This is a genomic window from Ruegeria sp. YKSF57 (genome assembly GCF_059612585.1).
On the sequence record NZ_JBXWQW010000008.1, the window covers coordinates 44,891 to 67,041 of the forward strand.

A 22,151-nucleotide genomic window follows, 5' to 3' on the forward strand; every position below is an offset into this window, starting at 1 on the left:
AAAAAGGGGAACCGTGATTCCACGGCTCCCCTTTCGGTTCAGATCGTCTCACCTCGCGCGCTGATCAGGCAACCAGCGACAGCCCCGCGCCCGCGTCTTGCGCTTGATCACCGCTGTCGATGAACGGAATGATCGAGAAAGTCTGGCCACCGCGCTGTTCTTCGTTCTGGACGGCGTTGACACGCAGGTCGCCATCGGGCGTGTTGATCAGCAGCGAAAGGTAGTCATTGCCCGTGCGGCTGCTCTTGGCCATCCACGCCGAGCCAACGCGGATCGGCGTGCCCCGGGGCGAGCTGACCTCGATGCGGTAGTCTGGGTGGGTCTCCTCGGACTTGTAGCTGTTCTCGATCAGCATGAACTCCAGATCGAACATCATATTGGCGATGTAGCCGGTGAAGGCGTTGTCAGCGTCCATGGCGGTGAGCTCGCCCGAGATCGAGCCGGATTTCATCAGACCGTTCGAGACCAACGGGATGATCTCGAATTCGCCGCTCTGGGCCGCGCGCGCCTCTTTCGTCTGCACCGCGTTGACCCGGAACGGGCCGAGGCCCACATCGATCTGCATCGAGATGTAGGGGTTTCCGCTGGTATTGCCCGTCTCGTTCCAGGCCGTGCCGATGCGGACCTTGCGGCCCGATTTGTTGACTGCTGTCACGTCGTAATCCGGACTGCGCGCGGACATCTTGGCCCGTGCCTCAAGCTGGATGGCGATGTCAAAGCGTGACGAGTGGATCATGCCGGTGTACTCGGCGGCTGCGGTTTCGGCATTGCGGGTGAGGTTTCCTGCGAACATGGGATGGTTCCTTTTGGATTGGCCGGTGCCTGACGTCCTTGCCAGCGCATCCGGGATTGCTTTCTCGACCCCTTGAGGGATCACAAATCAGAAAGCTTGCTTTCCCTTTATGCCCCGCCCCCGGCTTCGCGATGCCGTCTGAGTAGGTGTGCCGCCGCGCCCCCGGGTGCTGCGCCCCTCTCCTGCCCGTCTGATCTTGATTGGCGGCCCGGATTTTCCGCAGCGTCCTTCGATTGCGCGATGAAGAACTCCGCCTCTTTGCCATTCAACCGGTGCCCTTCCCGGTCGGTCAGACCGATGCAGCTGCCGTTCGGCAGAAAGCTGATCAGGTACTGACCGAGCCGGTCCTTGTGGACAACGTAGCCGGTATTGGCCCAGTGCACGGTCTGGCCGGCATCGACGGCCGCCTTGATGTCATCGAGTGTCATGCGAACCTCCTTACGAAGAATGGTGGGGAAACTACGCAGGAAGCCCGGTCGTCAAACCGGGCTTCACTGCAGCATTTGTTTGGCAAACGGCCGAGGCTGTCAGGCACCTTGCGTGGCTTGTGTCGCGCGCGCCGCCATCCAATCTTTCAAACCAAGAACCGTTCTGCCGGCGGCGACTTCAGATGCCCAGGCGGCCCTTGGGTCGCCGCAGGGCTCATCGCCGGAATGTCGGTCGATGTGGCCATTGGCCATCCATGGCTCGGGCTGGATCCGCCGCAGCCAGTCCGCCATGCTCGGGATACGGCCCTGGCAGTCTTCGCGGACATGCTGCTCGCCGATCCAGCGCACGGGAATGTCCCGACCCGCGCTATTGGTCAGGGTCAAGCCGAAGACACGCTCCGCTTCGAACAGGCCTTGGGCATGGTGACGCAAGGCGCGGTGCGTGAAGAGCGCGAGGTGCTCTTTCGAGGCGTCAAACCAATCGTGCACAGCCTGATAGTCAGACGGCACCCCGCCGAATTTCTGGGCAGAGCTTTCAGCGTGATGAAGCGGATGTGCCATCTCACAGTCCCTCGTCATAGCTGTGCGAGCATTCAACGTAGCGGTCCGCATGATCGAGCATGATGCTGTCGGCTGCGATGTCCCAGGTCAGCGTGCCATAGCCGCCTTCGTTGTTCTCGAACCCAGGATGATGGTGATAGGCGAGCGACCAGGCGAAATCGCCCACCTCTGTCGCAAGCGGTTCCGTCAGTTTGACCTCCGCAGGCTGCACGGTCACATCCTCGACATTGCCGGAGTCGCCATAACCTTCGTATTCGGCAGTGACCTCGCTGATGCCAAGCGCGCGCAATTGCGCGATCAGTTCCACTCGGGTTGCTTTCAGGGTGGTTTCGCGCTCGGCGCGCCACTGAGCCGCCATTGCGGCATAGTCGATCTGGGGATTGGTCATGGGTCTGTTCTCTTGTCTGAATTTGGGGCGCGCGCAGGCGTGCCATTGGCCTGCCCGCGCACCAGGAACGCGCAGACCGGTCAAATCCCGATCCGCGACGCCCGACCCAAAGCCCTCTTTGACTTTTCAGGCGGCTTGGTCCGCCGCTCTGGGGGTTCCCTGCCCCACGATCCGTGCCAGAATGCTGACCGTGTCGACACCGTCCCCATGCGGGAGGAACACCCGCAACTGGAAGGCGATGATCTCGGTGAAACAGCCAAGCGCTTTGAGGCTTTCGATCATACCCCGATCCGCACCGCCCAGCTCGAGGCGCATCTCGCCTGCGACACGGCGACGGGTCAGGGTCAGACCCCGGCCAATATCGACAGGCGCTGTAGTGCCAAGAGCGACGGTCATCATCTCCTGCGGTGTTTGCGGGTTGGAGACGAGGAAGCGGGAGCGCAGCGCGGCCGCCCCTTCTTCGCTCAGCGTGCGCCCGATCATGGCGGTCGCCCCATCCGGCGTGACCCGATAGATGCGCTCATTGGTGGTCGGGATGTCCTTCCAGATCGGTAGCAGAAGCCCGGTCAGCAGATAGAGCTTGGTCGTGGTGGTTTTTGGCAGGGACGCAGCCTCGGCATCCCAAAGCCGCGCAAACTCAGGCTTGCTGATCTCTTCCCAGGCAGAAGACCCGAACCGCGCCTCCTCCAGGTAGCTCGACCCGTTTGGCCGCACCGCCTTGCGCATCAGCGTGACGACGTCCTCGTCATACATCTGCATGGGCCGCGCCGAGATGAGCGCCGCGCGGCCGGAGGCGCGATTGACCATGGGGAGCTTGTCGGGATTGCGCGACAGGGCGTCATCCGCTGACAGCACACGGACCGGGTCGGTGACCTCGAGCCCGATGATCCGCGTCACGGCGCCGGATTTCGGGCAGGTCCAGAGATCTTCGGTGGAGACCTGTTCGATCCTTTCGCCTCGCAGGGTTTCGACGCCGAGATCGAGCGTGCCTGCGGCCCGCGCCCGCTCGGTCTGATCGGCGATCCGGCGCATGAACTCGACAAAGAGCGCGTTCTGCATGTGGATGGGAAGGGCCAGCACCCGGTTCAGAAACCGCTGGATCGGCGGAAGCTCTTCGAGCAGCACCCCGTCCTTGTCGATCAGCCGCAGGGCCGTCCAGTCGGTGAAGCTCTCGTAGCTCATCGCCTCGGCTCGCCCGACGGCAAGATCGGCGAAATACCCGCGCAATGCCGCCCGCGCGATCGGGCTTTCGAGATTGTCCTCCTCGCGGAACATGCCTTGCGAGCCGGTTTCGCGCTGGCCCTTGGTCAAGGCCCCCAGCTGGTCGAGGCGTTTGGCAATCGTCGAGGTAAAGCGCTTTTCGCCATGCACATCCGAGGTGCAGACCCGGAAGTAGGGCGCGCTGACCTGGGCAGAGCGATGCGTGCGGCCGAGCCCCTGGATGGCCGCATCCGCACGCCAGCCTGGCTCCAAGAGGTAGTGCCGCCGCCGTTTCTGGTTTTTCGCCGTTTGCGCCGCGTGGTAGGACCGGCCCGTCCCACCTGCATCGGAAAAGATCAGGATATTCTTCTCGCCGTCCATGAACGCTTGGGTCTCGGAGGAATTGCTGCTGGCGGCGCGCTTCTCGATGAAGAGGTGGCCATCGTCCGCCTTGAGAGGTCGGATCGAGCGTCCGGTCACTTCCGCCACGGCATCGTCACCGAAAGCCCAGAGGATCTGGTCCAGCGCCGAGGGGATCGGGGCGAGCGTCATCAACTCCATCATGGCCGCATCTCGTAGGGCGAGCGCCTCGCGCGAGACAACGAGCGCGCCGGTCTCGTCCCTGAGCGGCTCGGCCACCATAGTGCCGTCGATCTCGACCAGCTTTTGCGCGTGGATCGGGAAAGCCTGTTCGAGGTATCCTAGGACGTAGTCGCGCGGCGTTAGCGCGCCCTCGACCAGCTCGTCCGCCGGGTCCATCGTCTCAAGCCGGCGTTTCAGAAGGCTTTCGCCTGTGGAGACCACCTGGATGACGCAAGCGTTGCCCACTGCCAGGTCGTCTTCGATGGCACGGATGATGGTCGGGGCTTTCATGCCCATCAGGAGATGGTTGAAGAAGCGCTGCTTCGTGCTCTCAAAGCGGGACTTGGCCGAGGCGCGTGCGGCCGAGGCATTGGTCTCCCCCGAGGCATCGTTGACACCGGTCGCGGTCAGCGCGGCCTCGAGATTGTGGTGGATCGTCCGAAACGCGGTCGCATAAGCATCGTAGATCTCGATCTGGGCCGGGGTGAGCGCGTGTTCGAGCACGTCATACTCCACCCCATCGAAGCTGAGGGCGCGGGCCGTGTAGAGCCCGAGCGTCTTGAGATCGCGCGCGACCACCTCCATGGCGGCGACACCGCCTGCCTCCATCGCCGAGACGAAACCTTCGCGGCTCGGGAAGGGATATTCGGGGCCCTGCCCCCAGAGCCCCAGTCGTGCGGCATAGGCGAGGTTGTGGACGCTCGTGGCGCCCGTGGCTGAAATATAGAAGACGCGGGCGCGCGGAGCGGCCAATTGCAGCTGGAGGCCCGCAAGGCCCTGCTGGGAGGGTTTGACCCCCCTGCCCTGCTCTGACCCGGCAGCGTTCTGCATCGCATGGGCCTCATCAAAAGCGAGGACGCCTTCAAAGTCTTCGCCCATCCAGGCGAGGATCTGGCTCAGTCGCGTGGTGCCGCATTTGCCCGCCGAGCGCAGCGTGGCGTAGGTGACAAAAAGGATGCCACAGGTCACGGTGATGGGCTGGTCCGGTTTCCATTTGGAAAGCGGCTGGATGTCGGCGGGCGACCCGCCAAGATCGGTCCAGTCGCGAATGGCATCCTCGATGAGCGTGGCGGATTTGGAGACCCAGATGGCCTTCCTGCGCCCGGCCAGCCAGTTCACGAGAATGAGCCCCGCGCATTCGCGGCCCTTGCCGCAGCCGGTGCCGTCTCCGAGAAAGTAGCCAAGGCGATAGGCTCGGGCCTCCGGGTCATCATCGGAGCGCGTCAGCTTGGTCTGGTCGTCATCGATCGTAAAACGCCCCGGCAGGTCGCGCCCATGGGCATCATGCGCCATGATGATGGTCTCGAGCTGCGCCTCCGAGAGGTGCCCCTCCTCGATTAGTCGCGCGGGCAGGCGCAATTCCGCACTGGCGCCACCCGAAGGCACGGGTGGCGCGACAGAGGCCATGGCGATGCTCTCGACCAACGGTGTGGGATGTTCCTGCGTGCCTGCAATCTCGATTCGTTGCGGGCGGTAGCGCGCATAGATGTCCGAGACGGGGGTGTTGTCGCGCGGGACATCGAAGCTTGTGAAGCAGAGCGGGCGGACGGCATTGGCCCGTGGTTTGGAGGCGGCGACAGGCGCAGCGACGGTCTTGCGCGGGGCAGATGATGGAACGGTTGCTCGAGCATGAGGGATTGCTTCAGCCCATTGGCCGGGGCGTATCTCGAGCCGGGTCGCGGCCACGGCGTCGATAAAAGGAAGGGCTTCATCCAAGTCCCGGACACTGGCGCGGATCATCTCGCCGTCCTCCTGCACCTTTTCGAAGACTATCAGCTGAGTTTCGACAGAGGTCCCGAGCTTGCGGTAGACCTGCCCCGGCATCGTCAGCGCCAAGCGCGGCGTCAGGAGACCGCAGGCGCGGGACCAATGCGCGGTATCGCGTTCGGGCGTGAATCCTGGCGGCATGATCGCCACCAGCCGCCCACCGGGCGCGAGACGCTTCGCTGCCGCAATGAGATGCTTGGCGGCGATGTGCTTGTCTCGCGAGCGATCGACCGAGGAAGCGAAGGGCGGATTCATCACCACGACGTCGGGCAGAACCGGCGTCTGCAGCAGATCGTCAATATGCTCACCGTCATGGCCCGTCACATCGCCGCCAAAGACCGCGCGCAATAGGCTCTGGCGAAAGGGGTCTATTTCATTGAGCAAAAGCGTGGCACCGGCCCGGGCGGCGAAAGCGGCCAAGGCGCCGGTGCCAGCCGAGGGTTCCAGAACGGTCTCGCCCTTGCGAATGGCTGCCGCCCGCACGGCCATTGCCGCGAAAGGCAACGGCGTGGAAAACTGCTGCAGCCGGATCTGTTGCTCTGACCGGCGCGTTTCCGTCAGGAGACGTGACGCAAGGAGTTTTGCGGCGGAGTAATCATCCTCACTGTTGTCGCCACGTAGCAGCGCCTGCACAGCCGCCGCCTGCATCAGATCGTAGGCCATGCGCCAGTCCCACGCGCCGCTGGCATCGCTGCCATGAAACGTCTCGCGCATGATGCGCGCGAGCGCTGAACTGCGCAGGGGTTGGTAGTCGATCTCCGCGCCGATTTGCGCTAGCGCAGAGGCGAGATCAGCGTCGGAGATTGGGAAAGGCGGGTTTGCCGGATTGGGCTTGGTCATGGGGGTTTTCCTTTGGATCAGGGTCTGAGTTCCAAAGGACAAAAAGCCCACTTTCGCTTTTCGGGGTGATGAGGTCAGACCAAGAGGCATCCAATCGCCGACCGGCCAATCAAACGGTTTGTCGGAGTTGGTTTAGAAAACTGAAAAACCCGCCGCAATGCGACGGGCTTTTGCTTTCTTTGTGCAATGAGGGGAGGCATAGTGCCCGCAGTCTCAAAGCTCATGCTCTATATGGCACCGAAAGTCTTTACTGTCAATGTATCCACCGTTCACGGCTGATGAAGAACACCACCTTCCGAACGTCTTATCCGCACCTAGGTTTGCGACCTATCTGCGCGAAACCGGCAATGATAGGACGCGGGCTCTCCACCTATACCACTGGAATCTTCAAGTATCAGCCGCGTTCATGGTTCCACTCCATGTTTTGGAAGTTGCGCTGCGAAACGCGATCGTGGAAGCAATCGAAGCTGTCCACGGAGGAACATGGCCTTGGACACAAGGCTTCATCCGTTCGTTGCCGAACCCGCGCGGTCCGGCATACAGCCCCAAACGAGACCTCGAAGGCTGCGCAGCACAGCAACCCACTGCCGGAAAGGTAGTCGCCGAACTGAAGTTCGTGTTTTGGGAGAAGATGCTGACAAACAGGCACCAAGGCAGACTGTGGGACGATCATTTCTACGCAGTGTTTCCGGACGCGCCTCGTGGTGTCGCTGCCAACCAGCGCCGATCTGAATTAAGGTCTGACATTGAAGCCGTGAGGAGGCTCCGCAACAGAATCGCACACCATGAGCCTGTTTTTCCGCGCGCCCTTCAGGATGATTTTGATCGGATCATCCGCTGCATAAGATGGCGCAACGAAACGACCAGCAACTGGGTGCTAGAAATCGAGACTGTACGCGCACTCCTCGCAGTGCGCCCCTAAGCGTCCCGCCCCGCGAGATACTCCGCCAGCACAGGACTGGCCTCGCCCTTTGCAGAGCTGAGCAGCTCCGAGCCGGCAAGCGAGGCTTTCGACAGGCGCACGAGGCCGCCGGTTTCCTCGATGCGGTAGCAGCGGCGCTTTTGACGCCCGCGCCTGTAGTGGGTCGCGGTGACAATCTGGCAGGTGCTACCATCGGTGAGCGTCACAGGCGCTGCGAGCTTGATCTTGTCGCCTTCCTCGTAGTCCGGGATCGACGCCCAGTCCCGGCAGCGCTGGCGCCAGTCCTGGGCGTAGCTGTCCGGGTCTTTCAGGTCGGAGAGAAGCTCGATCAGCGCAAGGGGCGCGCGCGACGCGTTCGGGCCAGCGCTTTCCTCCATGTCCTTGTAGCCCCAGCAGCCGTCATCGTATCGGGTGAGGAAGACAGCCCCGAAAGTGACAGAGCCATCCGCATCGGTCATATAGGTCGAGTCTTCGACAGGGGTGCCGTCGAGATTGGTGACCCTTGCCGCCGCATACCAGGTGGAGCCGACCTTGCAGGCCTTGACCAGTTCGGTTTTGCGCGTGTCGCCCTCAAAGGTACAGAGCCGGGCAATCTCCGCTTTCTCGTCCGTGTAGGTCTGGACGCGGCGATCGGTGTAGAAGAGCCAACCCATCACGCCACCCTCCGGTCATCGATTTCCATCAGGGCATCGAGCGGCACGCGGTAGGGCTGCATGGCGTCGAAATCCTCGCAATTGCCGCAGTTCTGCACGATCGCGAAGGTGTCGCAGGCATCCTTGAGGATGACCCGGAAGGTGCCGCCGAGGCCCGAGGGCACTTCGTAGGTCCCGCCGATGAGATAGTCCGAGGCCCGGCGTACGAAGACGCGGATGCTGTGGCCATCGGTGGCGAGCCGGATCGCACCCCGCCCTCGGTCGATGAGCACCTGCACGTCATCCAGGATGTCGGTGTAGAACTGACCGGTCAGATCGCGAAACGCCATGCGGCGCTGCGCCATCCAGTCGGTATCCCGAAACGGGTTCATGCCATCGGCGAAGGCGAAGGAGGGATCGGCCTGCTCGGTCGTGACGATGCGGGTGGTTGTGCCGTCGATGCCGTTCGAGCGCAGATGCACGCCGTTGCCGACGATGAGGATCAGGGCCGGCCTGTCCACGGGCCCGTTCCAGTTGGGCAGGAAGGTTTTGCAGGCGCGCGCATGCGCAATCTGCGCCGCAACTGCGGAGGCAGAGAACTTGAGAATAGCCATGGGGATGTCTTTCCGTTGGGTGTGGAAGGGTCGACCCGCGCGGGTGCAAGATCCACGCGCGGGTCGTGTGATGGCTCAGGCCGCTTGCGCGACCTCGCTGTCAGGCTCGGCGGTTTCCGCAGCGGGCGCCGTCTCGTCACAGACGACACCGGCGGTCTGCATCATCGGCGGGCACCAGGCGGCCACGGCGGCACGCTGTGCGTCGGTGAGCGTGGCGAAAGGCTCGGCGAAGAGCTTGTCGCAGAAGGCGACGATCTCCTTCTTGCTCGATGAGGCCAGCGTCACCGCCTCCTGGGCGAGGCCCAGATCGTCGCCGAGGACCTTCAGGAGCCAGGCCTTCTTGAAGCGATTGAACAGCGCCGCGTTCGGCGTCCAGTGGGCGCGGATATCGGGCATGATCTCGATCTCGAAGTCATGCATCAGGCTGTCACGCTGCCGGTCCCGCGCGAAACAGGACTGCGTCGTGCTGGCGGTCGCATAGGCCACGAGCTTGGCCTTCTCGCCGGCGTCCAGCGCCCGAAACGCCGCGAACTGATCGGCAGGGGACCGGGTGTCATCGAGCCAGGAGAGGTCCAGCGCATCATGCGCCGCCGCCACCTGCTCAAGCGAGGTCTCGTCGATCTCGTCCATCTTGGCATGGCTGCGGTATTCCTTGCGGGCCTCGACCTTGATCGCCTGAGTGACGCTCATGCCGGTGCCCAGAACGTCACTGACCAGCTTGAAGAGCGTCAGATCGAGCGTGGTCTCGGGGTGCAGCGCCATCGCGGCGCCAAGGGCCATTGCCCGCTCGGTCTTGAGATCCTCGGCCAGCGAGGCCGGGTAGTTGATCTCGCCGGCGTCCGGAGTCTCCTCACCGGTCAGGGTACTCGAGGCGCCGCGCTTGCCCTCGTCTTTCACGGTGTCCTCCGGGCGCACAAGGCCCACATGAAGCATCACCTTCCCACTCGACCAGGACGCGATCACGCCGGCGCGGGCGAGGTCCTCGGCGCTATAGGCCTCTTGCAGGTCGCGAGCTTCCTCCTCCAGCGTGTCCACACGGTCGTAGAGGGCGTTGTATGCGTCGTCCTCAAGCCCTTCATCCTCCATCTCGAGCTGGAGTTGCTCGAGCGCGGCGGTGATCTCGTCGATGCGCTTCTGGGCAGCCTCATCCGGCTCGATTGGGCCGGGATAGACGCGGCCATAGTCCGCCATGGTCGCGTAATCATAGCGGACCATCGCATCGGCCCAGGCAAAGCCAAGTTTTGCGCAGGCCTCCTCAGCGGCAGCCCCAAGTTTCTCGAGCAGGATGGTCTCGACCAGCGCCGCATCCTCGAGCACCGAATGCTCTTCCAGAAGGTCAGCTGCGACAGCGCCGCCCCTCGCCTCGTAGTCTTCACGCACGAAGGCCCCGATATCGTCGCTGACCTGCACGCCGCGGGACTTGAGCGCCTGACGGACAGTATAGGCCTGCAGATAGCTGTCTTCTTTGGTGAGTGCCTCGAAGACCTCGCGCTGCACCTCCTGGCTCGGATGCTCCGCAAAGGCCTTCATCGTGTCGAGCGTGATCGTCTTGGCCCGGGCAGCCGCGCGGATGTCGGGGTGAATCAGGCCATAGCGCAACCGACCCTTCACGGCGGCGACGGTCGTGCCGAATGTCTTCGCGATGGTCCCAGGCGTCTGGCCGTCGACCTCCATCATCCGCGCGAAGGCCTCGAACTCGTCGATGGCATTCATCGGCGCTTGCGTGATGTTCTCGGCGAGCGACAGCGCCGTGGTGACGTCACAATCATCCGGCACGAGGCGGCAATCGACCTTGGTCTTCGTGGTGAACCCCTTTGCGGCCTTGTCCGAGATCAGCTCCTTCAGCGCGGCGTGACGACGCCCACCCGCCAGCACGGCGTATTTGCCGTCGAGCTTCTGGACCAGCAGCGGTTGGAGCAGTCCCAGCATGGCGATGCTGGCTTTCAGGTGTGCGATGTTCTCGGGGTCGTAGGTTTCCGGCGAATTGCTGCGCACATTGGCGGGATGCGGGACCAGATCGCCGATGGCGACGGAGACGGGTTTGAAGCTTGCGGTCATGGGATATCCTTCTCGATGGATTTGGAGCGGCCCGCGCGTTCATGCGCGTGACCAATCCCCGGCTTCGGGGATCACCACGACAAAAGGCCCGCTTTGCCTTTTTGGGGGCAGCGGGCCTTCATCGTCTGAGATGTCAGGGGGAGGCGTCCCCTGCCCTTCTACCAGTCGCGCGCCAGCATGATGGTCAAAACGCGCATGGTGGTGGCAGGATTGTCCGGGGTCTCAGCCCCGTAGCGGAAGTCCGAGTCTGCTTCATAGAGATCAATCTTCCAGAACACGGTCTCTCCCCGGATCTCGACCGCCCCGAAATCGTGCCAGCCCTCGGGATCATTCTCAGGCTCGAACGTGGCAAACTCACCGGTGGCCTTCACCGCCTCGGCCATGAAGCCGTCACCGGCCTCCATAAGCGCGCGGGTGACATGCATTCGGCCCTGGATGGGCTGCGCGAGCGGTACTCCAAGGCATGCGAGCCTGCGAAACGCGTCGTTCTGCGCCGCGATCACACTCGGATCAGGGCGGTCTGTTTGGGGTTGTGCGGTCATGGACATGGGGTTCTCCTTTGAGAAGTTGAAACACCCAATCCGAAGCTCACTTTTCCTTTTCCGCACGGCGGATGAATCGAGGCCGAAGGCGCCCTATCCGAACAGCCCCTTGGGTCTGTAATTCGGGTTGGGGATGGTTTCGATCCAGCCGCCCTGTTCCTTGATGGTCTCGAGCGCTGCCGAGAGTGGATAGGCGCCCTCGGATGGGCTCCACCAATAGGCACCGCGTTTGAAGGTGATGATCTTGCGGCGGCCATCTTCGAAGCAGGCCACCCGCAGCGTCTTGGGCTCCTTGCGTGACATGGGCTTCTCCGTTCTCCCTGTGGTCAGGCGGCCTCGGCGCTGCGCCCTGCCCTTCCCGCCTCCGACCGTGCGATCAGGTAGTCGCAGGCGCGCTGCGCGTCCGCGGCGTGCTTGAAGATGGCGCCCTTGTCCGAGCGCAGAACGCGCAGCCAATTGTAGAGATACGCCGCGTTCATCTCGAGCGTATGGGCGGTAAAGCCGAGCGTCTGGCCAAGGAACACCGAGGTCAGCTCGGCGACGATCTCTTCGCGGGCATAGGCCGTGTTGCCGAAACGTGACAGACCGTAGTCGCGGTTCAGTCGATGGCGCGCCTTGGTGGCATGGGCGAGCTCATGCGCCCAGACCCCGTAGAAATTCCGCGGGTTCTCGAAACGCGCGATCGACGGCATGAACACCTTGTCCACGGGCGGCAGGTAGTATGCTTCCGTCCCCGTGAAGACGGTCGTGATGTCGATGGCGTCGAAAAACACCTGCATATGCGGGATGGGTTCGGAGGGTGGATGTTCAGGCACTGGCTCCGGGTCGGGGTAGAAACTGTCGGGCAGACCCTCGATCTGGCAAGCGTTGAACACGCGGTAGGATTTCTGGAAGCGGAAGATACGGGCTTCCTCGGAGTGATCATCGCCGTCGCTGCGGTCGTCCTCGCCGCCGGCGTCTTTCCGGCTTTGACCGTAGTAGACTACGACAGAGGACTTCTCGCCCTTGCGCACCTTCGCGTCCAACGCATTGGCCTGCGGCAGCGTCATCCAGAAGGGCGAGCTATGGCCCGCCATGACGGTGCGCATGGTCAGCAGGAAGTTGTTGACCCCCTGGTAGGGTTCCCCGCCCACGCGCAGGGGGCGAGAACTGCCACCTGCGGTCCAGGGCTTGCGCCACGGCAGGACGCCGCGCTCGATGATGCGGATGATTTCGTTCGTGATGACCTCGGAGGCATCGAATTTGGGCGTGCGGGATCGGGCCATGGCGGGCGTCCTTTCGTGTGGTGGTGAGAAGATTGGGGATCAGATTGACCGACAGGGCCGCGGATCGTTGGCGATCCTGGCACCGAGGGCTTCGACCATGTCGATGTAGGTGGTCAGCGAGACAGACTGGCCGGCACCTGAATGGTCAGGGTCGACAGATCTGTCCCGCGCCACCCGCGGCAAGTTCGCGAATGCGATGACATCGGTGACGGGTCGGATATCGATGAACGGGGTCCCTCGTGCGACCGCAAGAGCGGCCAAGGGAAAGCGTTCGATCGGCGCGAAAGTCGACACTGTGGTCCAGCCGAGATGAAGGAACGTCCCACCCTCCCCGCAGATCACATGCGCGTTTGGCAATAACGCCGCCTGCTTCAGATGGCCGAGATCACGCATGACGGTCTCGCTTTCGAGCCGCTTCGCCAGCCCCGTCTGGCCAGTTCGGCGTAGTTCTCTATGCCGCCACCAGGAGGCAGCGGTCGCGCGCAACACGCGCAAGACACCTGTTTGCATCGGAATGCCCTTCATCAGGAAAGACAGACCGGAATCCGGCCCGGACCCATCTGAGGGACCCCAAAGGCCCTCATCCGTCAGTCACAAAACCCGAAGAACACTTTCACTTTTCGTGGACCAAACCCATGAAACACCCAACCGCCACCGAACTGTACTGGTACGACGGGATCAGAACTTCCACAGGGCCCATCGGCTAGACCTGTGGCGGTTCCTTCTTCACGAGATAGCCCAGACCGCTCAATCGGCCCGCAACTGCCAACTTCTTCGTAAAGCGTGCTGATGCTTTGGCTTCCCGTCGATGTAGCGGATCGGCACCCTGGAAAGGGAAATCATGTCGATGAAGGCTGTTATGGGCATGATTTCTCATCGCGAATACCAAAAAACGCAATAACCTATTGTTATTAAATCATTTTCCTCCATCTGACGGATCAGATCATTCCGCAGCCAACATCAATGCACTCTTTTGAAGAGTTCGGGTGTCATGAAATCAAGAGATTGAGTTGCAACCGCTGTTCTGCGATGTCCTCGTCGTCCACTACGACCAAATCAGCGGAACGCGGGACCGCTGGCAACCAGCTGCTGCGCTTGAGGAACCGATTGCCTCGTTGGCCATGTCGCCATTATCGAAGTGACTGAGAAGTTACCGGCTCCCCCTTCCCCGCGCGCGGGAATTCGAGGATCGAGCCCTTGGTCAAACGGTTTTGGCAACCATCGATCGTCTGCTCCTTGTGCGCTACGGCCCGTAGCCACGATATCATGCAACAGACATCCACAACCTACCTCTCAGGCATTAGCACCGATGAAGGCCAAGCGAATATCCGAGGCCAAGACCCAAATCGCCGTCAGCAGGCGCCGGATAGCGTAGAGCCAATTGTTGAGGGTATTCATCATCAGATCTCAGACATCGAAAAGGGCAGGGGCCGCGGAGGCGCGCAACTGCTAGGTTGGCTGCAGCGCAACGCTCTGTATGTTCTTGGCTAGCCGCCTTTGCGCTACTAGCAGCGATGGTCACCAGCTGAGGTTTTACCATGATGATCGGGATTCCCTCGTCATCAGAGCTTCGCCGGGACGAAGGCGAAAGCCACTTTCACGATCTCAAATACCGCCACACCTCAACCCCCTAACTTTTCTCTCTCGAACACCGTTTGTGTGCCGAGAGCCTACTTAACAGCTGTTAAGTTATGCCATGCCAGCCGCACGAGATCGGAGTTTAACAGCTGTTAAGCCGCGTTCCGCCGGCCAATCAATGCCATGACCATTGGGCCACAGGAAAACTCGCCTGCCGCAGCTTTGGCAGTCAGAGCTCGCAAGTATCCACCAGGCGATCTTATGTCGGCGAAGCGTTCCAGCATGGCAGCAACGACGATCGACGCTTGCTCCGGACCCATGAACCGCTGTGCTTCTTCCCATGCAGACGCACTGATTCCCATGGCTGGCCGCACATGGCACGCCGCATCGAAGAGCTGATGCCAATGCCGGATCTCACCTTGGTAGAAGGTTTTAAGCGAGGGACATGCCGCGATCACTAGGTGCAGCGGGATCTTTGGCAGGTGTCTTGTGTCCTGTTCATCGACGTCAGCCACAGCCTCATCCGTGTCCACATCTGGCACACCCGCCGCCGCCCCGCTTTTTTCTAAAGCAGGTTCAAGATCTATAGATTCTTTATTTGAATTATGATGGTGATGCTCAGAATGGGCATCATTGGTGTTCATTTCTTCTGTTTCAGGGCCATCAATGATGTTGCGTGCCTGGTCAAGGAGAGCTTCAAGGTCGGCTCGATAGGCCGCGAGGTCCTCAATTGAAAGCTTGCGGCGAAGCGCGCGGGCTGTGAGTGCAGCCTTGTCGCGAAGCTGATCCCAGAAGCCTAGGCCGGGCTGTATCTCGTCTCCGAACTCGGCGAGGGCCGCGAGGTCGCGTCGCATGAGGCTTACGACCTCTCTCAGGCGCCTGACGCGCTCCTCAGCCTCACGTACGGCCTCTGCGGCCCGTGCTATCTCCTCGGACTGACAGTAGAGCGGGGAAAGATCGAAGCCAAAGGCAACGCGATCTTCGCCGTGCTTGCGGACGTAACGCTTCCCGTTGGGGCTATCGCGCCGCTGGAGCAAGCCAGCCTCGACAAGACGCGCGAGGTGACGACGCATCGTGGAGCAGGGCATACCATTCAGGCGCTCACAGATCGCCTTGTTCGAGGGGAAGACGACCATCTTGGCGTTCCCGCCAAGCGCATCGTCCGGAAAGAAGCTGAGGAGCCCCTGCAAAACCGTCAGATCACGTTCCGAGACCCCAAAGGCCGCTTGCGCCTTGGAGAGCTCGCGCAGGAGTTCCCACTTGTTAACGGGTCTGGCTGGAACAGATGCCTCGGGTCGCTCAATGACGCGCAAATGGGCGTGCGAAATCGGCCGCATAAACGGCGAGATTGGTGTGTACTCCATGAAAATGTCCACGAAGACAAAAATTCTAGGGCCCGCGAATCGCTTTGCGCTTGCGGGGTAGGGGCCAGAACGCTACATTCAGAAGTGCGAAAACTGAGATTTTGTAGCGGGCTGATCCCGGTGCGAAACCTTACAAAGGTCTCGTGAAGCTAGCTTCTCGGGGCCTTTTTCTTTTTGCCTGTATCGTGCCTCCTTCTTGTTGGTTGCTCTTCCTCAGTCTCCTGAACGCTTCCAGCGCTCATGAAGCTCGGTAATCAGCTTTGGGGCGTTGCCCTCCAACCAGCTGATAAAATCAGGTTCATCCGTAGTTAGATCAAGTTTGAGCTGCTTGCCTTGGCGGCCGGTCTTGACCGTCGCAGCTCCAACACCGGGGATCGCCAAAGCAGGCACACCCTTTCTAGACGGGCTTGCTTTCTTCTCTGCTCTCTTCGCAGCTGCCAGAACTGCGAGAAACGCACGCTCAGAAACCTCATCGACCGAGCCGGAACTTTCGGACTTGGCTGCATGAGCTACGGCTTGCAGTTGGTCTCGATCACCGTCGTAGGCACCCAAAGCCTTTTTGAGCTCTTCCCATCTCGGGCGACCAATCCCGGGAGCCGCACCAATTGCCTGGATGAGTTCCTCGCCGACCGTCCGAACGACACTCAAGAGTTGTGAAACCCCAGCTTCGTGGAGGTTAAGGACTTCGGCGACACCTCGATTGGTGCGCTCAGCCCCTTCCAAATGATCACCGTCCAGAAGTGCCGTCGCAACGAGCGCACGCTCAATAAAGCTAAGATCACGACGCTCTTGGTTCTCGAGAAGCTGATCTCGAAGCGCTTGATCACCTTCAACCTCTGTGACGATGGCTCGAACTTTGATACCGAGTTCGCGACATGCTTCCAAGCGTCTGCGGCCATAGATCAGGTTGTAGCGATCGCCTTCCAGTGGGCGGACCAAGACAGGCACACGCTGACCGTTCTTGGAAATAGAGTTCTTCAGGCCCTCAACGTCAATCTGAAGCCTGTCATCCAACCGTCCTTCGGTAATAATCTGCGCCGGATCGATCTCAAAAACACCGCCACGCAGTCGGCGCCCTTCAAGAGCGTCAGGAGCGTTGCGAAGGGTCTGCAGCGGCAGGCCAAGTTTAGGCTTTCTTGCCATTCCGCCCCCATGTGTTCTGGATGATTTCAGCGATCTCATCGTTCACTGCGTTCATAGATTCGATCGCACGATCAAACGTCTGACGCGTGAAGTCCTTCTTGTCAGCTTCGTAGAGCGTTTGCTTGGTCAAGCCGGCATCAGAAATTGCGGTCGACTCAACCATGTGATTGGTCAGGACCGACCTCCCAAAGAGCCCGCGAATGAAGGCGATGACTTCGGTCTGTGGCGCGTCGCCGACTTTGTATCGCGTTGGCAAGAAGCGAAGCCAATCGAAGCGCAGATTTGCGCCTGCATCCCTGATTACTCCAAGGAGATCCGCAGTCATTCGCAGGAATTGGGACATCGACATAAGGTCAAGCATCTGGGGGTGAACCGTCACGAGCACACCCGAGGACGCGGAAAGTGCTGACATCGTCAAGAAACCAAGTTGTGGCGGACAGTCGATCACAACAACGTCGTAGTTCGCTTCAACACTATCGAGTGCGTCATGAACTCTCGCGAAGAACGCCTTCGCTCCGCCTCGCTGGATCGCAGCAGGCGTCTCGTGCTCGAACTCCATGAGTTCAAGGTTGCCCGGGATAAGATCAAGGCCGCGGATGTAGGTTTTGCGGATCACTTCGGCGATCGGAACCGGATCGTCATAGCGAACGGCATCATAGAGGGTTCCGCCCTCCATGAGGTCGAGTTCTGGCTGGATTCCGTGAAGAGCCGAAAGAGATGCTTGGGGATCGAGATCGATCGCAAGAACCCTGTACCCCTTGAGCGCCAAGCGCTGAGCGAGGTGAGCAGACGTCGTCGTTTTGCCCGATCCGCCCTTGAAGTTCACCACTGAAACGACTTGAAGCTCGTCACCGTCGCGACGTCCAGGCACGTAAGTTCCAGACTTCTTTGCATTTCCTTCAAGCGTCTGACGGATTTCCCAGATATCGTCGAGCGTATAGCGACGATGACTTCCAGCCGTCGTCTCGACGTCAACGATCTTTCCTTCTCGATGAAGCTTCCGAAGATAGGTATGGTCGACACCAAGGAGTTCAGCAGCTTCGCCGCTGGTCAAAGTGCGCATCACCTTCTTTGCATCCGGTGGGAAGTGTGCAGCGCGCTGAGCATGCAGGTTCGACGCGAGAAGTTCCGCGTAGTGCCCGATGGCGATATCTAGATCCTGTTCTGCTTCGCTCATGTCTGCCCCGATCCGTGGGCGCGTTTTTTATGTGACCGCGCGTTATTTTTCGAGACTATTGCCCGACCACCCAGATTCGTGCAAGCACTTTCTAGATTTAGTGGCAATCCGTCAGGCCAACACAAGTGTCGTGTTCAGAGGAGCCCCAACTTTTCCGCACGCTCAAGCAGCATTTTGACCGAAGACGGCTGCCAGCTAGTGCGGCCTCGAGGGGTGCGCTCACGCATCGATTCCAGCCGGTCGCAGATCGCCTGCAGTGTGATTTCCGGGTCCGAGCCTTTGATGGCAGCCACGATAGCTGGCAGGCGGTCATCGGTTTCGCGGCGTCCGGCGCGGCCAAGCACTTCATCTAGCAGAAACCCGTCGCGGACATAGGCTTTCACAGCACGGAGTAGGCGGCTTTGGGTCCAGTGCCGGTCGTGGGGCAGGGGGCCATTAATGATTCGCAAGACATCTTCCCAGGCCATATCCGGCCGTAGGCGTCGCACGTGGGGCACCCAATCCTGCGCGGTTTCGTTCAGGCGCTCCATGTAGCCGTCCTGTCGTGCCAGCCGCACCTTGCGCAGCGCGGCGGGGTCTTTGGTGCGAAGCCCAGGATTGCCACCAACGCGCCCTTTGGCGCGCGCAGAGGCAAGCCCGGCCTTTGTGCGCTCACGTATTAGCGCGCGCTCGAACTCAGCCGCGGCGCCCAGAACCTGCAATGTGAATTTTCCTTGAGGGGAGGCGGTGTCGATTGGATCCTGCAGCGAGCGGAAGAAAGCTCCCTTGGCCTCCAGACGTTCGATCACCTCCAGTAAGTGCGACAGAGACCGCGCAAGCCGGTCGATCCGCACGACGACCAGCGTATCGCCGCTCTGGACGCGTTCGAGCACCCGCGCGAGCACAGGACGCGCGCGATTGCCGCCCGAAGCGTGCTCTTCGAAGATCTCGACGCATCCCGCAGTTTGCAGGGCCTCAGACTGGGGCAGGGGGGTCTGATCCTCTGTCGATACGCGGGCATAGCCTATCAGGGGCATGAAAACGGGGCCGTTTGCAATTTCATATACCGTTACTAAACGACCGTTTGTAAACGAATGCAAGTGAGTGTTCTCTCGTCGTGCTGGCGTACAATGCCTTGGTTTCCTTGCGCTGAGCGCGATCTGAGAGGTTCCGCCGACAGACGCGCGCGCGTACTATATAAAGAGAAAAGGCAACCACCACAAAATCACTTGGGTAATGTGCAAAAGAACATTATTTTGCACATATGAAGCCGCAAGCATCTACTTTCACTGATGACTACGACAATACCCCCGTCACCACCGAGGGGGAGGAAGAGTCGCACGAAGACGATCTCTGGTTCCTGCCTGGTCCACTCGAGGATGAACCGGATGATTTGCCTCCGGGACCACGGGCAGAACCGCCTGACACTGCTGTCATCAATGACTGGGCAGAAGCAGAAGCGGTTCACGCGGCTCGTCTTGCAAGAGTGGCTGGACGCTTTGGAGCTCTGGATGACAGGCTGCTGCGCGGCCCGGAAGGCTGGCGGCATCGGCTCGCTCTTATCGAGGCGGCGGACCTCAGTTGGTTCGCAGGGGATCGGGTGAGTTCTGATCGTCTGGCGCTCTGGGTATCGATGCGGCTCTCGGGCGTGCAGGATGACCCAAATGCTTTGGCTCGGATTGGATGGGCTGTTCGGCGCCTGACAGGCGGTCCCGGACCGGAGGCTGACTTGGCCGCCTTCCTGGATCGCCGCGATCCCGAGAACATCGAAGACAGTGCCGAGCGTTTCGAAGATCGCGTGGGCGGATGGCTGGACGTGATGACCGCCGCAGCTGATCTCCACCCAATCACGCGGGCTTGCATGGGCTTTCATATCTGGAGCCTGGCCGGCCTCGGACAGCACGGCGACCAGATCGAAGCCGCTGTCACCGCGTCCAGGATCGCGGCCAGCGACGGAAGCGGCGCCGTCTTCGCACCGCTCGCTATGGGCGGGGCAGGGTGGCTACGTGTTTCGGGCTTGCCACCCGAACGCTTGGCCCGCTGGCTGGATGAATTGAACAGCGCAATCTTAACGGCGATGCGAACACTTGATGATATTGAAGCGTGGTCCGGGCGGGCAGAGAACGTCATGGCGCATTTGTCTGGCCGCACGCCGGTCGCCTTGCGGAAGGTTTTCGCGGAATGGCCCTTGGTCTCCGCCGCGATGGCTGAGGCTATGACCGGCGCCAGTCGCGCCGCCGTTCAGCGCAATTTGGCGTGGATGGAGGCAAACGGTTTGATCCGCGAAGTGACAGGGCAGGGGCGCTACAGGATGTGGAAAGCTGTTGGAGTGTAAGTTGACCCGTGATGGACTGGACGGGTTAGTCAGTAAGTTCAGTATCTTAATTGATTCCGTGTGCACTGTATGTGCAGCAAGAAATCGCGTTCTGGCGCACTCTGTCGGGCGTTTGGCGATTGTGTGGATTTGGCTAAATTGAAGCGAGTTGGACTTGGAACGGCCTAGAGATCTCACCAAGTCTGCAACGGCACTTAGTCATTTGTCCCTTGTCGTGCCCATCAAAAAGTTGGTGAGTTGAAGGTCGGCGTTTTCCCGTTTCGGTGGCGGTCGTTTTCATCTTCGTGCTAGCCGCCGCGAGCACGCCTGCTGCGATCGAGCGTGCAGTGCTTCATGCGACAGCCACACATGTCGGCTGAATGTACCTCTTGGTCAGGACGGGATTGTGCTGTTCCTTGCACTGACACCGATCGGGAGCAGGGGACTGAGCGCCTCAGATCAGACCGATGCTGTGCCCTCGAACTCGATACTCATGCCAGTTGCGAAGTGCGGCACGTTGTGGCAATGCAGATCCAGCGCGCAGCATCGATATCGACCAGAGACATCGGCGGTACATGAACGAGGTCGAGCATCGTACCAGCGATGAGTTGTTGTCACGTCCTTCGCATTGTCAGCCAGATCAGCAGTGCGACTCCGAGCATCGCGGAGAGAGCTGATCCGCTGAGAATGCCCAGCTTCGCCGCATTCAGGACAGACCAGTCGAATGCGAGGCCCGCAATGAACAGCGACATCGTGAAACCGATTCCCGTGAGAAACGAGCCGGCGATGATGAATGGCCACGACAGCCCTGGCGCGAGCACAGCCAAGCCTGAGCGGACCGCAAGCCAGCTGAACCCGAGGACGCCAATCGGTTTTCCCAGCGCCAGGCCGACAATGATCGCCACGGAAACCGGTTGTCCGAAATCGCCACCGCCAATCGTGATGCCAGCATTTGCCAGCGCGAAGATCGGCATGATTGCAAAGCCGACCCAAGGGTGCAGCATTATCTCAAGACGTTCGACCGGCGAGAGCGATTCGGTGAGCGCTCGGCCCGCCTGACGAAGGTCATGATGGCCTGCAACATCCCCTTGCCGATGGTCGCCGTTCGGAGCGGCGAGTACGCGCCCGAGGATCACACGCAGGCGAATATCGCTCACCCAAATTCGGGTAGGGGTCATGAGGCCCAGAATGACACCGGCGATGGTCGCGTGAACGCCAGAGGCATCGAAGCACAGCCAGACTGCCGCTCCCATGAAGAAATAGACCGGGATGCTTCTGATCCCGAGGCGCGAGGCGGTTGCTACAATTACAATTCCCAGCAGGCCCAACCCGAGGGCTGACCAAGTCAACGCTTCCCCGTATCCAAGGGCGACCACGAGTATCGCGCCGACATCATCAAAGATAGCGAGGGAAAGCAGGAACAGACGCAAGGTTGGAGGGATCCGGTTTCCGAAAAGGGCCAGGCATCCGATCACGAACGCCGTATCTGTCGCCATCACGGTTCCCCAGCCGTGCATCCCGGGTTGCCCGTACATCATCGCAAGAAACAGGGAGACCGGTACAACCATGCCACCCACTGCGCCTGCAAACGGCAGGGCGGCCTGACGAGGGTTTCGCAATTCGCCCAGCACGATCTCCCGCTTGAGCTCCAACGAAAGCACAAAGAAGAAGAGCGTCATCAAACCGTCGTTGATCCAGTGTCGCAGCGAGCGGGTGAAATCCAACGAGCCGAGTGTCAGGCCGATTGGCGTCTCCCAAAAGCCCAGAAAGGCCTCTTTCCAAGGTGAATTTGCCAGCGCCAAGGCCAGTAGAACCGCCAGAAGCAGGAGCCCTCCTGCCGCCGCTTCGATTTTCAGAAAGCGCACAAATGGCTTTGTTATTCTGTCGGCGGCCTCATGGGGCAAAGTCTGGGGATCGTCGATCATGGGATGAACATGCCTTTTCCAATGACGATGCACCGCTCTCTCATCGCAGCCCTGTAGGCACCCTCGCGCGTCTCTTTGC

18 protein-coding genes are annotated in these 22,151 nt (G+C 60.8%); 1 reads left to right on the plus strand and 17 read right to left on the minus strand.

All coding sequences use genetic code 11. The features are described from left to right. Window positions 1-64: 64 nt before the first annotated feature. The 16 genes from AC2FLX_RS05015 to AC2FLX_RS05090 form a co-directional block, all read right to left on the minus strand. The gene (locus tag AC2FLX_RS05015) at window positions 65-793 is read right to left on the minus strand and encodes a DUF736 family protein (protein ID WP_496807605.1); all 729 of its coding nucleotides are present in this window, start codon (window positions 791-793) and stop codon (window positions 65-67) included. A 107-nt stretch (window positions 794-900) separates the two neighbouring features. Further along, a complete protein-coding gene (locus tag AC2FLX_RS05020) occupies window positions 901-1,221 on the minus strand; it encodes a hypothetical protein (protein WP_496807606.1) in 321 nt (106 codons plus the stop codon). Window positions 1,222-1,320: 99 nt separating this feature from the next. Continuing rightward, window positions 1,321-1,782: a DUF6915 family protein gene (locus tag AC2FLX_RS05025; RefSeq protein ID WP_496807607.1), complete on the minus strand. Its 462-nt coding sequence runs from the start codon at window positions 1,780-1,782 to the stop codon at window positions 1,321-1,323. 1 nt (window position 1,783) lies between these two features. Next, on the minus strand, window positions 1,784-2,170 hold the full coding sequence (locus tag AC2FLX_RS05030; RefSeq protein ID WP_496807608.1) for a DUF6878 family protein: 387 nt from the start codon (window positions 2,168-2,170) through the stop codon (window positions 1,784-1,786). A gap of 126 nt (window positions 2,171-2,296) precedes the next feature. Beyond that, window positions 2,297-6,559: a strawberry notch-like NTP hydrolase domain-containing protein gene (locus AC2FLX_RS05035; protein WP_496807625.1), complete on the minus strand. Its 4,263-nt coding sequence runs from the start codon at window positions 6,557-6,559 to the stop codon at window positions 2,297-2,299. A 918-nt stretch (window positions 6,560-7,477) separates the two neighbouring features. Beyond that, entirely contained in the window at window positions 7,478-8,134 is a 657-nt protein-coding gene (locus tag AC2FLX_RS05040) for a DUF6927 domain-containing protein (RefSeq protein WP_496807609.1), read from the minus strand. Continuing rightward, window positions 8,134-8,727, minus strand: a complete 594-nt coding sequence (locus AC2FLX_RS05045; RefSeq protein WP_037911611.1) for a hypothetical protein — start codon at window positions 8,725-8,727, stop codon at window positions 8,134-8,136. The genes AC2FLX_RS05040 and AC2FLX_RS05045 overlap by 1 nt, the downstream gene beginning before the upstream one ends. A gap of 75 nt (window positions 8,728-8,802) precedes the next feature. Beyond that, on the minus strand, window positions 8,803-10,785 hold the full coding sequence (locus AC2FLX_RS05050; RefSeq protein ID WP_496807610.1) for a ParB/RepB/Spo0J family partition protein: 1,983 nt from the start codon (window positions 10,783-10,785) through the stop codon (window positions 8,803-8,805). A gap of 158 nt (window positions 10,786-10,943) precedes the next feature. After that, entirely contained in the window at window positions 10,944-11,333 is a 390-nt protein-coding gene (locus AC2FLX_RS05055) for a DUF3768 domain-containing protein (protein ID WP_496807611.1), read from the minus strand. 87 nt (window positions 11,334-11,420) lie between these two features. Then, entirely contained in the window at window positions 11,421-11,630 is a 210-nt protein-coding gene (locus AC2FLX_RS05060) for a DUF6330 family protein (protein ID WP_496807612.1), read from the minus strand. 23 nt (window positions 11,631-11,653) lie between these two features. Beyond that, a complete protein-coding gene (locus AC2FLX_RS05065) occupies window positions 11,654-12,592 on the minus strand; it encodes an ArdC family protein (protein ID WP_496809945.1) in 939 nt (312 codons plus the stop codon). A gap of 39 nt (window positions 12,593-12,631) precedes the next feature. After that, complete coding sequence (locus tag AC2FLX_RS05070) at window positions 12,632-13,117, minus strand: hypothetical protein (RefSeq protein WP_040610017.1); 486 nt, start codon at window positions 13,115-13,117, stop codon at window positions 12,632-12,634. Window positions 13,118-14,322: 1,205 nt separating this feature from the next. Then, window positions 14,323-15,534, minus strand: a complete 1,212-nt coding sequence (gene repC / locus AC2FLX_RS05075; protein ID WP_496807617.1) for a plasmid replication protein RepC — start codon at window positions 15,532-15,534, stop codon at window positions 14,323-14,325. Window positions 15,535-15,747: 213 nt separating this feature from the next. Then, window positions 15,748-16,677, minus strand: a complete 930-nt coding sequence (gene repB, locus AC2FLX_RS05080; protein WP_105236534.1) for a plasmid partitioning protein RepB — start codon at window positions 16,675-16,677, stop codon at window positions 15,748-15,750. Continuing rightward, the gene (gene repA / locus AC2FLX_RS05085; RefSeq protein ID WP_040884156.1) at window positions 16,661-17,854 is read right to left on the minus strand and encodes a plasmid partitioning protein RepA; all 1,194 of its coding nucleotides are present in this window, start codon (window positions 17,852-17,854) and stop codon (window positions 16,661-16,663) included. Before repA ends, repB begins: the two co-directional genes overlap by 17 nt. A 134-nt stretch (window positions 17,855-17,988) precedes the next feature. After that, a complete protein-coding gene (locus AC2FLX_RS05090) occupies window positions 17,989-18,870 on the minus strand; it encodes a recombinase family protein (RefSeq protein ID WP_009807472.1) in 882 nt (293 codons plus the stop codon). Between the two features lie 227 nt (window positions 18,871-19,097). Between AC2FLX_RS05090 and AC2FLX_RS05095 the strand changes: the two genes are divergently transcribed. Continuing rightward, entirely contained in the window at window positions 19,098-20,168 is a 1,071-nt protein-coding gene (locus AC2FLX_RS05095; protein ID WP_496807876.1) for a hypothetical protein, read from the plus strand. Window positions 20,169-20,761: 593 nt separating this feature from the next. Here the strand turns inward: AC2FLX_RS05095 and nhaA are convergent. Continuing rightward, on the minus strand, window positions 20,762-22,072 hold the full coding sequence (nhaA, locus tag AC2FLX_RS05100) for a Na+/H+ antiporter NhaA (protein WP_496807877.1): 1,311 nt from the start codon (window positions 22,070-22,072) through the stop codon (window positions 20,762-20,764). Window positions 22,073-22,151: the final 79 nt, after the last annotated feature.